This window comes from Bacillus manliponensis, from assembly GCF_000712595.1.
GTDB lineage: Bacteria > Bacillota > Bacilli > Bacillales > Bacillaceae_G > Bacillus_A > Bacillus_A manliponensis.
Genome location: NZ_JOTN01000002.1, coordinates 242,848 through 254,573, shown reverse-complemented (window position 1 = coordinate 254,573; position 11,726 = coordinate 242,848). Strand labels below are relative to the sequence as shown.

9 protein-coding genes and 1 riboswitch are annotated in these 11,726 nt (G+C 35.8%); of the genes, 5 read left to right on the top strand and 4 right to left on the bottom strand.

Annotated elements, in window-relative coordinates:
- Positions 1-111: 111 nt before the first annotated feature.
- The 4 genes from BAMA_RS03155 to BAMA_RS03140 all read left to right on the top strand — a co-directional run bounded on the left by BAMA_RS03155 (position 112) and on the right by BAMA_RS03140 (position 5,002).
- Positions 112-1,368, top strand: coding sequence for an extracellular solute-binding protein (locus tag BAMA_RS03155; protein WP_034635883.1), 1,257 nt, complete (start codon positions 112-114; stop codon positions 1,366-1,368).
- Between the two features lie 231 nt (positions 1,369-1,599).
- Positions 1,600-2,901, top strand: coding sequence for a carbohydrate ABC transporter permease (locus BAMA_RS03150; protein WP_034635882.1), 1,302 nt, complete (start codon positions 1,600-1,602; stop codon positions 2,899-2,901).
- The gene (locus tag BAMA_RS03145; RefSeq protein WP_034635881.1) at positions 2,902-3,744 is read left to right on the top strand and encodes a sugar ABC transporter permease; all 843 of its coding nucleotides are present in this window, start codon (positions 2,902-2,904) and stop codon (positions 3,742-3,744) included.
- Positions 3,745-3,982: 238 nt separating this feature from the next.
- Complete coding sequence (locus BAMA_RS03140; protein ID WP_034635880.1) at positions 3,983-5,002, top strand: LacI family DNA-binding transcriptional regulator; 1,020 nt, start codon at positions 3,983-3,985, stop codon at positions 5,000-5,002.
- Between the two features lie 31 nt (positions 5,003-5,033).
- Here BAMA_RS03140 and BAMA_RS03135 read toward each other — a convergent pair whose 3' ends face one another.
- Positions 5,034-6,191, bottom strand: a complete 1,158-nt coding sequence (locus BAMA_RS03135) for an aminotransferase A (protein WP_034635879.1) — start codon at positions 6,189-6,191, stop codon at positions 5,034-5,036.
- 108 nt (positions 6,192-6,299) lie between these two features.
- Complete coding sequence (locus BAMA_RS03130) at positions 6,300-6,500, bottom strand: hypothetical protein (RefSeq protein WP_034635878.1); 201 nt, start codon at positions 6,498-6,500, stop codon at positions 6,300-6,302.
- Between the two features lie 215 nt (positions 6,501-6,715).
- Between BAMA_RS03130 and BAMA_RS03125 the strand changes: the two genes are divergently transcribed.
- Positions 6,716-7,996, top strand: coding sequence for an ATP-binding protein (locus BAMA_RS03125; RefSeq protein WP_034635877.1), 1,281 nt, complete (start codon positions 6,716-6,718; stop codon positions 7,994-7,996).
- 73 nt (positions 7,997-8,069) lie between these two features.
- Here BAMA_RS03125 and BAMA_RS03120 read toward each other — a convergent pair whose 3' ends face one another.
- Positions 8,070-8,828, bottom strand: coding sequence for a DUF3967 domain-containing protein (locus tag BAMA_RS03120; protein WP_034635876.1), 759 nt, complete (start codon positions 8,826-8,828; stop codon positions 8,070-8,072).
- A 212-nt stretch (positions 8,829-9,040) separates the two neighbouring features.
- A complete protein-coding gene (metE, locus tag BAMA_RS03115; RefSeq protein WP_034635875.1) occupies positions 9,041-11,329 on the bottom strand; it encodes a 5-methyltetrahydropteroyltriglutamate--homocysteine S-methyltransferase in 2,289 nt (762 codons plus the stop codon).
- A gap of 132 nt (positions 11,330-11,461) precedes the next feature.
- Positions 11,462-11,652, bottom strand: a riboswitch (cobalamin riboswitch).
- Positions 11,653-11,726: the final 74 nt, after the last annotated feature.

Genomic DNA, 11,726 nt, shown 5'->3' with positions numbered 1-11,726 from the left:
AGCGCAAACGTTTTCATAGATTGAAAAACGATTTGCGCTTCTATTAAACTATTTATTGCAAACGTTTTCGTAAAGGGTAGTATGTACATAATATTTGGGGAGGTTTTCATAATGAAGAAAGCGCTATCATTGTTGACGATTCCAGCTTTAGCAATCGGTATGTTATCAGGTTGTGGTCCGCAGGAATCTAGCAAGAAGGAAGAAAGTAAAGGGAAAAAAGGGGATTATGACCTTCTTGTTTGGGAAGATGAGAAAAAAGGTGTTGGATTAGAAGCTGCAGTTGAAAGCTTTGAGAAAGAATATGATGTAAAAGTAAAAGTTGTTGAAACACAAATGACAAAACAAGTAGAAAAACTTCGTCTGGACGGACCAGCTGGCACAGGCCCAGACGTTGTTACGTTACCACATGATCACATCGGTAATTCAGTAACAGAAGGTTTATTAGCTGAATTAAAAGTAGAAGATTCGGTTACAAGTAAGTTTACGGATTTATCTATTGATGCACAAACATATGAAGGGAAATTATACGGGTTACCAAAAGCGGTTGAAACACCAGTATTTATTTATAACAAAAAATTAATGCCAGAAGCACCGGCAACAATGGATGATTTATATAACTTCTCAAAAGAGTTTTCAAAAGATGGAAACTACGGATTTTTAGCGTTAGGAGATAATTTCTATTTCGCAAACGCATTTATGTCTGGTATGGGAGGATATGTATTTGGTGAGAAGGATGGAAAACCAAATCCTGCTGATCTTGGTCTGAATAACGAAGGGGCAGTACAAGGTGCGGAGTATTTGAAAAAATGGTACGATGAAAAATTATTCCCAAAAGGAATTATTGGTGAAAGTGGCGGCGCGGCTGCGGACGGACTATTTAATGAAGGAAAAGCAGCTTCAATTATGAATGGCCCATGGGCATTCCAAGCGATGGAGAAAGCTGGAATTGATTACGGTGTAGCACCGATGCCGACATTACCAAATGGTGAACCAGTAAAAACGTTTGTTGGTGTAAAAGGATGGCATGTAACAAGTTTCTCTAAAAATCAAGATCTAGCAACGAAATTTGTTGAGTGGATTACAAATGAAGAAAATGCGAAAATCCGCTTTGAAACAACGAAAGAAATTCCACCAGTAGTATCATTAATGGAAGATCCAATTATTAAAGATAATGAAGCAGCGAAAGCGGTAGCCACTCAATCACAATCCGGTATTCCAATGCCAAACATTCCAGAAATGCAAGAGGTTTGGAAACCAGCTGGTGATGCACTGCAGTTAATTGCTTCTGGAAAAGAAAAGCCAAAAAAAGCGCTTGATGATGCAACGAAGCAAATTGAAGGTAATATTCAAGCAAATCATAGCAAATAAAGTGAAACTACACTCAGTGGGGGCTTCATCCCACGCTGAGTGTAGCCCGACGAATTGGGCTTTAACGGGCTGTTCATCTCCTGCCTAAACTTCTCTGAATCCTCTAAGTTTTGAGGTGAGAGTCTTACAGCCTGTTAATGAGGGATAAAAATCTGATAGAGTTCATGTACTCTATAGATGAGATACATGGACTCTCCTCCTTCCAAGGGGAAGAAAAAAGGGGGAAGAAACATGCAAACATCTTTTGAACCAGCCAATGAAGTAAATGATACAAAGCATAGGAAAACAGCAGCGGCATTGTCTGTAATTCCAGGTATTGGACAACTATATAATAAGCAATATGTAAAGGGAATTTTATTTTTACTACTAACAGGAGCTTTTGTAGTAGCATTTAAAGATTTGCTAAACATTGGGCTTTGGGGAATTGTTACACTTGGTACAGAAGTTCCTCGTGATCATTCGATTTTCCTATTAGTAAAAGGGATTTTAGCAGTAATTGTTATAGCGTTTGGATTAGGCGTATATTCATTTAATATATATGATGCTTATCAAAACGGGAAAAAGCGTGATATTGGAAAGCCGCTACATTCGGTAAAAGAGCAATATCATCATTTATTAGATCAAGGTTTTCCATATTTAATGGTGTCACCTGGATTTCTATTACTAATCTTTGTAGTTGTGTTTCCGATTTTATTTGTTTTATTAATTGCGTTTACAAACTACGATTTATATCACTCTCCACCTGCAAAGCTTGTAGACTGGGTTGGATTTAAAAACTTTGTTGATTTGTTCACATTACCAATGTGGCGTGAAACATTTTTAAGTGTTCTTTCTTGGACGATTATTTGGACATTTATCGCAACTACTTTACAAGTTGCGCTTGGTATTTTCTTAGCAATTATTGTGAACCAACCGGGAATTAAAGGGAAAGGGATTATTCGTACAATCTTTATTTTACCTTGGGCAGTCCCAGCGTTCGTTTCTATTTTAGTGTTTGCAGGAATGTTTAATGAGTCATTTGGGGCAATTAATAACCAAGTGTTAGCGATGTTTGGTATTGAAAAAATAGAATGGATGACAGATCCATTTTGGGCGAAGGTAGCGTTGATTTCTATTCAAACATGGCTTGGTTTCCCGTTTATTTTTGCAATGACAACGGGTATACTGCAATCGATTCCATCGGAGTTATATGAGGCGGCAGAGGTTGATGGAGCAACGGTGTGGCAGCAGTTTAAGCAAATTACATTACCGCTTGTTTTATATGCAACAGCGCCAATTTTAATTACACAGTATACGTTTAACTTTAATAACTTCAGTATTATTTATCTCTTTAATGCTGGTGGCCCAGCTGTATCTGGACAAAATGCTGGTGGGACGGATATTTTAATTTCTTGGATTTACAAATTAACGATGACATCTGCTCAGTATGGAAAAGCAGCGGCACTAACAATGATGTTATCTATTATTGTAATTTCAGTGGCATTATGGCAGTTTAGAAGAACAAAATCATTCCAAGAAGAGGATATGATGTAAATGAATACAAAACGACAAAAAATGTTACGGTTATCATTAAGTTATCTTGTCATTTTGACGATGTGTGTTATCATTTTCTATCCGTTACTATGGATTATAGGATCTTCATTTAATCCAGGAGATAGTTTGTCAGGATCAAGTATCATTCCAAAAAATGCGACACTGGATCATTATCGTGAGTTATTAGACCCTTCGCAAAGTAATTATTTACTTTGGTATAAAAATACGTTGAAAGTTAGTATTTTGACGATGATTTTCTCTGTACTTGCAATTAGCTTTACAGCTTATGCGTTTTCAAGATATCGATTTGTCGGACGAAAAAATGGTTTAATGACATTTCTAGTGTTACAAATGATTCCGAATTTTTCAGCGTTAATCGCGCTATACATACTTGCGCAGTTAACAGGATTAGTTGATACACATCTTGCATTGATTTTAATTTATGTTGGTGGGGCTATCCCGATGAATACATGGCTGATGAAAGGATATTTTGATACGATTCCAAAAGAGTTAGATGAATCAGCCCGTATTGATGGAGCAGGGCATTTCCGAATTTTTTGGCAAATCATTATGCCACTTGCAAAACCGATTGTCGCAGTTGTAGCATTATTTACATTCATCGGTCCATTTACAGATTTTATTTTAGCAAGCATCATTTTACGAACGCCAGAAAATTATACGCTAGCTGTTGGTTTATATGAAATGGTGGCAAAAAAATTCGGTAGTGAATTTACAACCTTTGCAGCAGGTTCTGTATTAATCGCAATACCAATCTCGATATTATTCTTATCACTGCAAAAATATTTCGTTTCTGGCTTAACAGCTGGAGGAACGAAAGGTTAGAAATGGGACATTACGTCCCTTTTCTTTTTTTAGATGAAAATATATGTAATGGTATAGGAAAATAAGAGGTTATCCCTTACAATACATGAAGAGGGAAAGTAAATATACATAATGATGTATTATATAAAGTGAAACTTCACTCAGTGGGGGCATCCCCCTGCTGAGTGTTAGTTGAACCAATCGGGATGAACCCCTATTAATTGAATTTATAATGAAGGAAGAGAGGAGGCGTGCGTACATGACAGTAACAATTAAGGATGTCGCGAAAAAAGCAAATGTAGCACCATCAACTGTTTCACGTGTAATTGCGGATAATCCAAGTATTAGTGAAAAAACGAAGCGTCGTGTAAGAAAAGTGATGAGTGAATTAGGATATCATCCCAACTTACATGCAAGAAGTCTTGCAAACCAAACGACAAAAACGATTGGGCTTGTAATGCCAAGCTCAGCGAGTAAAGCATTTCAAAATCCGTTTTTCCCTGAAGTAATTCGTGGTATTAGTTCTTTTGCACATGGAGAAGATTACTCATTATATATGTCGACTGGTGAGACAGAGGAAGAGATTTTTCAAGGTGTTGTAAAGATGGTACAAGGTCGCCAAATCGGCGGGATTATTTTATTATACTCAAGAATGAATGATCGTATTGCTATGTACTTACAAGAACAAAATTTCCCATTTGTTTTAATTGGAAAGCCATATGAAAGAAAAGAGGACATTACATATATCGATAATGATAACTACGCAGCTGCCAGAGAAGTAACTGAATATTTCCTTTCCCTTGGACACGAGCGCATTGCTTTTATTGGTGGTGGCGCAGATTTGCTTGTAACGAAAGATCGCCTAGCTGGTATGAGTGATGCATTAAAATTAGCAGATATTGTATTACCCGAAGAATATATTTTACATTTTGATTTCTCAAGAGAGAGTGGAAGACAAGCGGTTGAAGAGTTAATGGCACTTCCAAATCCGCCAACAGCAATTATGGTAACTGATGACTTAATTGGACTTGGTGTACTGAGCGCATTAGATAAAAAGGGAGTTTCTGTCCCGGAGGATGTCTCAGTTGTTAGTTTTAACAATACGTTAATGTCGGAAATTACAAGTCCACCACTTACGACGGTTGATGTAAATATATATCAATTAGGATATGAGGCAGCAAAATATTTAGTTGATAAAGTAGAGCATGCACATGCCGCTGCAAAGTGTATTATTATTCCTCATAAAATTGTGAAACGACAAACTTGCGGTCAACTGTAATGATACAACAAAGAAGCTAAGAGATACGCTCTTAGCTTCTTTGTTGTATAAATTGTTCTAAGCGATCGCAGCCTTCTTTTAACGTTTCCATACTATATGCATAAGACAGACGGATATATCCTTCTCCATATTCAGAAAACGCGGTTCCTGGAACGAGAGCCAGACCGGCTTCCTTTACAAGATCGATTGCAAAGTCGAATGAAGAATTTGATAAATCTCCTATGTAAGGAAATAAGTAAAAGGCTCCAGCTGGTTTTTCAACTTGTAGCCCCATTTGGATAAGGCGGTGGTATACATAATCACGGCGCTTTTTATATTGATGACGCATCATGCGAGGTGCATCTTTTGCACCTGTTAATGCTTCGAGAGCAGCATGCTGAGCGATAGATGTTGCACACGTTACATTATATTGGTGTACTTTTAAAATTTGCTTCGCTAAGAAGCTTGGTGCAAATAAAAATCCAATGCGCCATCCTGTCATAGAGTGAGACTTTGCTAAGCCGTTAATGACAATTGTTTTATCACGCATTTCTGGAAATTGGGCGATAGATGTGTGGTTTCCATCATATACAAGTTCACTATAAATTTCATCGGAGAGCACAAAAATATTTTTATCTTTTAGTACTGCAACAATCTTTTGTAGCTCTTCTTTAGAAAGAGTTACACCAGTCGGATTTGATGGATATGGAAGAACAACGCATCTTGTTTTTTCAGTAATTGCAAGTTCAAGTGCTTCTGCTGTTAATCGGAATCCGGTTTCGCGAACATCCACAAAAACTGGTTTTGCCCCGCATAATCGAATGATGGGCTCATATCCTGGGTAGATTGGTGCAGGTAAAATAACTTCGGTTCCTTCTTCTAAAATAGTACGAAATGCGATATCAATCGCTTGACTGGCTCCGATTGTAACAATCGTTTCTTCTTCAGCGGAATATATTAAATTATAGCGCTCTTTTAAAAAGTTGCATGCAGCAGCACGTAAGGAAGGTAAACCTGCATTGTGTGTATACGTTGTGAAATTTTCAATAATAGCACGTTTTCCAGCTTCTTTTACTAAAGAAGGTGTTGGAAAATCGGGCTGTCCAATTGTTAATGAAATAAGATTATCATAATGCTGAATCATATTATGGAATTGACGAATTCCTGAAATTTGAATATTTTTCACTCTAGGGTTAATGAACTGTTCCATCCTAACTCCCTTTCTTCCGTTGCAAATTTTCTTTAAGTTTACCATATTTACAATTGGTTTGCTCTAGGAAGATGGAAAAGAAAAAGGCCGCAAGTTGCGGCCAATCGTTTAATAACCATATTCCCAATCTATTTCATCTTCGTTCCAAAGGACCGAAGAAACCTTCTCGAAGTGAATCATTGAATTATTGATAGAGCAAGTACAATTGATTTTACCAGTGTGTTCATGTAATTGTTCGTAAACTGATCTTTCAACGTTTTCTAGTACAACAAGATGTTCCTCGTTTAAGACGAGCGTTGTTCCTGTCATTTTTATCTTCCTCCAATCATTTTGTTAACCTGTCTTTATTGTATATCGCCCATACTATATTTGATACATCCTTTACTGTTATTTTGAAAAGTTGTAACATTTATCATTTTATATTCACAGAAAATTTACATAAAATTTAAGAAAAGTCTAAAAAATGAAAACAAATTATGTATAAAATGGTATAATCATATCAAAATATGTATGGGGGATGTGGGATGGAGCTTATTCGGGATTTAATGATTCAAGTTGCTATCATTATTTTACCTTTATTTTTGTATGAAGCAATTCGTCTCAATCGTTACCAAAACATGCTGCCGAAACCAAATCGATATATTACGGTGTTTTTGTCAACAGTGACACTTGTTTTGTCAATGACATATCCAATTTGTGTCGGTGATGTTTGCCAATATAATTTTCATCAAATTCCTATTATTAGTGCGTTTTTATATGGTGGTATTACTGGCGTAATATCGATTGTTGTTTTTATTGCGTATGATTGGTTTTTGCACGAGTTAACTTGGTTGAGCGTATTAGAAGCGGTTTGTATTGCAATTATCCCTTTGTTATTATCGAAAAAATGGATGATGTTCCCGAAGAATAAGAAAATCATTTTAGCATTTGTACTAGCTTCACTATATACACTAATTGGGTTTATTTTTAATGTAATGGATGTATTAATGGGTAACGGATTTACCCCTTTAATGTCAAATTTATATGCTGAATATATATTTGCTTCCATTGTTATGATTATGACAATGAGTTTTCAAGTATATTTAACAGAATACTTATATGAAAATGTGTTGTTACGTACAGAAATGCAGAAATCAGAAAAATTAAATATTGTTAGTGAATTAGCTGCAAGTGTAGCACATGAAGTACGAAATCCGCTCACTGTTGTACGTGGATTTATTCAGTTACTAGAAAGTACCGAAGATGTTAAAAATAGAGAATATATGAGACTCGTTCTTACGGAATTAGATCGGGCAGAGCAAATCATTTCCGATTATTTAAATTTAGCAAGACCACAAATTGAAAAGAAGGAGCCAGTTCACTTATCTTCGCAATTAATTGAAATGACAACACTCATGTCGTCATTTGCTGCAATGCGTGGTGTATATTTACAGGTAGAAATTGCGGAAAATTTACATACAGTTGGTGACAAGGCAAAACTAAAACAAGCAATTATGAATGTTGTAAAAAATGGTGTTGAAGCAATTCAAGGAACGAAAGGATATTTAAAAGTGACAGCACGTCAAAAAGATGGAAAAGTTGTTATTCGTGTAAAAGATAGTGGTGCTGGAATGACGAAAGAGCAGTTAGAAAGACTTGGACAACCATACTATTCTTTGAAAGAAAAAGGAACAGGTCTTGGGTTAATGGTTACGTTTAGTATATTACAAGCTCATAATGGTACGCTTGTTTATCACAGTGAAGTAGGTAAGGGAACAGAAGCCACCATTACGCTACCATTGCTGACAGAGAAAGAAGAGAGATAGAAACGAAAGTTACCAATAGTTTGGTAACTTTTGTTTCAATTTTATTCTATTTTATCTTTCGTTGAATGAAGTTTCACTTTACTTCATTGACACCTTCTTGTTTTCCACGAAAAAATAGACTTTTAAGTGATTGTAAGAAGCTTTGGTCTTTTGCGGCAGCGATAAGTTTTTTTGTTTCTTGAATTTCTCGAATGACTTGCATGAGCTGCGCATCGCGATCATTTTCTTTTCTATAAACATGATTGACGAGTTTATTCATTTTTTCTTCTTGCTTTGACTCACGTTTATACATGTGATTCATAAGTAAGTCCATTTTTTCTTTTTGCAATGAATCGTTTCGAGAAGTGGCTTCTACGAGATCTTGTAATAACTCTTCTTGTTTTTCCTCTTTCACATATACTTGTTGGATTAATTCATCTAGTTTTTCATCTTTTAAGCGATTTTGTGTAATAAGTGTAGAGTTTTGATGAATAATCGCTTCGTTTAATTGTGCTAACATATCAAGCTTTTGCATAAATTCTTCAAACTTTTTATTTTGATCTACAGTTTGTATTTCTGAATTTGCTTGTAAAGCAGGAGAATTTGAAGGAGGAGGTGTATCTTTTTCTTTTAGAATGACTGTAATTGTTTCCATAATATCTTCTTTTAATGTAGCTGCTCGTTCGTGAATAGATTTTAATAAGCGTAAATCTTCCATAGTATAAGTACGAGCGTCAGCAATTTTATCAATTGAATAGCCCTTCTGTTCGAGAAGTTGGCTATATTTTCGGACCATATGTTTTGGAATACCGGTTTTGTTTGTGACATCTTTCGTTTTATATGTTCCTAGCATGACATTTCCCCCCTAAAAAGTATCGTATATACCATTTCCATCTTTTATTTACACTTCCTTTGAAAAAGAATGTCGGAAGTGAAGAAAGTTTCTACATCTTTAGTGAAAAAATGCACACATGTGGATTTTTTTGCCAAAAAAGAGAAGATAGACGTTATTTTTGCAGGAAATAAAAGAACTGCTAGTGAAAATGACTAGCAGTTCTTTTATATTTAAGCTTTTGTTTTTAAAAGTTCGCGTGCTTGTTTTGCGGCTTCTACCATGTGAGTAAGCGCTGGAATGACTTCTTCTGTTTTTCTTGTTTTTAATCCACAGTCTGGGTTAATCCAGAAATATTTTGGATTACATACTTGCAGCGATTGTTCTACGATTTCATACATTTCATTTGCATTTGGTACACGTGGACTATGAATGTCATATACGCCTAAACCAATGCCTTTTTCATATGTTGTTGTTTCTAATGTGCGAATGAATTCACCGTGATTTCGTGATGTTTCGATTGAAATTACATCTGCATCTAAATCACGAATAGCGTCTACAATATCTTCAAAGTTACTGTAACACATGTGAGTATGAATTTGTGTTTCATTGGCTACTGAAGAAGTTGCTAAGCGGAAAGCTTCAACTGCCCAAGTTAAATAGTCATTCCAGTCTTTTTGTTTCAGTGGCATCCCTTCGCGTAATGCCGGCTCATCAACTTGAATAATACGAATACCGTTAGATTCTAACTGGTTAATTTCATGGCGAAGTGCAATCGCGATTTGATATGCAACCTCTTTTCGTGAAATATCGTTTCGAACGAATGACCAGTTTAAAATTGTCACAGGACCTGTTAACATCCCTTTTACAATTTTATTTGTACAACTTTGGGCGAATACAGTTTCTTTTATTGTCATCCCATTAACAAATGCTACATCAGCATAAATAACGGGTGGTTTTACGCAACGTGATCCGTAAGATTGTACCCAGCCATTTTTCGTGAAAGAGAACCCAGCAAGTTTTTCACCGAAATATTCTACCATGTCTGTTCGTTCGAATTCACCATGTACGAGTACGTCGAGTCCAATTTGTTCTTGATGTTCAATCCATTTTTTTGTTTCTTCTTCAATAAATGTTTCGTATTGCTTATTTGTAATTTCATTATTTCGCCATTTTTTACGCGTTTGACGAACTTCTGGTGTTTGCGGGAAGCTACCAATTGTTGTTGTTGGTAGAACTGGTAGTTTTAATGCTTCTTGTTGTATAGTATAGCGTTCAGCAAATACAACAGGACGCTTGAAATCTTCACTTTGTAAAGCGCCACGTGCAGCCTTTACGTCTTCACGATTACGAACAGAAGAATTATGGATTGTTTCGTGTGCTTTGTTATATTTCTCTAGTTCATTTGCTACACATTCTCTACCATTTGTAAGAGCTTTTTGAATGATGGAGAGTTCTTCTAATTTGTCGTTTGCGAATGACAGTGCGTCATATAATTCACTTGATAAATGTGTTTCTACAGATTTATCAAGTGGGACATGTAACAAACTACAAGAAGGCTGGATAATCCACTCTTTTGGACTTACTTTTTCTTGCAATGTTTCAAATAAAGCAAGAATGTTGTCAATGTCGGCTCTCCAAATGTTACGTCCATCAACACAACCAAAACCTAATGCTTTATCAGATGGGAATCCGTATGTTGAAAGTGCACGAATATTTCCTTCTCTTCCATGAACGAAGTCAAGTCCAATCCCTGCGACTGGGAAGGTGATGATTTCTTCATAGTTTTCTTCTACACTATCAAAATAGGTTTGTAACATAATAGATAAGTTTGGAGCAGCTTTGCAAAGTGTTTCATATACGTTTTTAGCATCAGCAATTTCTTCTTTCGTTAATGAAACAAAGATGGGTTCATCAATTTGAATCCACTGCACACCAGCTTCTTCTAACTCTTGCAATAGTTGTGTATAAGGAGAGATTAGCTTTTGTAAAATTGTATGAAATTGTTCTTCCTTATAACCTTTTGCTAATTTTAAAAATGTGTATGGTCCTAATATTACCGGTTTTCCATCAATGCCAAGCTCACGTTTTGCTTCTTCGTATAGGCGTAGCGGGCGATTTTCTTTTAAAGAGATTGTTAAATCTTCTTCATATTCAGGGACGATATAATGGTAGTTTGTGTTGAACCATTTCGTCATTGCCGACGCTACTTGATCTTTTGCACCACGCGCCATTGCAAAATAAGAATCTAGATAAGAAGTGAAATTTGAAAAGCGAGATGGAATAAACCCTAGCATATGTGCTGTATCTAGAACATGGTCGTAATAAGTAAAATCACCTATAGGAATAAGATTAATCCCTTTTTCTTGTTGTGTTTTTAGATGTTTAAGACGAATGTGCTGCATGTCTGTCAAAAACTGTTCTTTTTCTAATTTGTTAGCCCAAAAAGCTTCTAATGTTTTTTTCCATTCGCGTTGCAATCCGATTCGTGGATAACCTAAATTACTTGTTTGAATTGTCATAGTTATTTTCCTCCCAAAATAAAAGTAAGCATTTCCGAATACTCGGAAATGCTTGTAACGAAAAATAGACAGAGGAGCAGAATGATTACTCCCTTTTCGTTAAAAAACACCTCCTCATGACCCGTGAGTGTATCAGTGCTGTTAAAATAGGCAGGTCTCCTGACTTATGTATCAGCGATTTCTTCTCCCTTCCCGTGTTTACACAGTGGTATATGAAAAGAACTCTTTACAATTACAGTGGCGGGACCGCGTTGGAATTTCACCAAACTTCCCTTTTAAACATAAGAATATCTACCTTATGTACCTATCTCCTATTGAAAGGAATATAACGAGCTTTTATGATGTTGACACAAATTTTAACATAATATTTTAAATTTTGTCTACTATTTTGAAATAT

What these genes read in the sequence shown, in the direction of transcription:
- BAMA_RS03155 (WP_034635883.1), top strand. Translation starts at nt 112, where the DNA reads ATGAAGAAAGCGCTATCATTGTTGACGATTCCAGCTTTAGCAATCGGT.
- BAMA_RS03150 (WP_034635882.1), top strand. Translation starts at nt 1,600, where the DNA reads ATGCAAACATCTTTTGAACCAGCCAATGAAGTAAATGATACAAAGCAT.
- BAMA_RS03145 (WP_034635881.1), top strand. Translation starts at nt 2,902, where the DNA reads ATGAATACAAAACGACAAAAAATGTTACGGTTATCATTAAGTTATCTT.
- BAMA_RS03140 (WP_034635880.1), top strand. Translation starts at nt 3,983, where the DNA reads ATGACAGTAACAATTAAGGATGTCGCGAAAAAAGCAAATGTAGCACCA.
- BAMA_RS03135 (WP_034635879.1), bottom strand. Translation starts at nt 6,191, where the DNA reads ATGGAACAGTTCATTAACCCTAGAGTGAAAAATATTCAAATTTCAGGA.
- BAMA_RS03130 (WP_034635878.1), bottom strand. Translation starts at nt 6,500, where the DNA reads ATGACAGGAACAACGCTCGTCTTAAACGAGGAACATCTTGTTGTACTA.
- BAMA_RS03125 (WP_034635877.1), top strand. Translation starts at nt 6,716, where the DNA reads ATGGAGCTTATTCGGGATTTAATGATTCAAGTTGCTATCATTATTTTA.
- BAMA_RS03120 (WP_034635876.1), bottom strand. Translation starts at nt 8,828, where the DNA reads ATGCTAGGAACATATAAAACGAAAGATGTCACAAACAAAACCGGTATT.
- metE (WP_034635875.1), bottom strand. Translation starts at nt 11,329, where the DNA reads ATGACAATTCAAACAAGTAATTTAGGTTATCCACGAATCGGATTGCAA.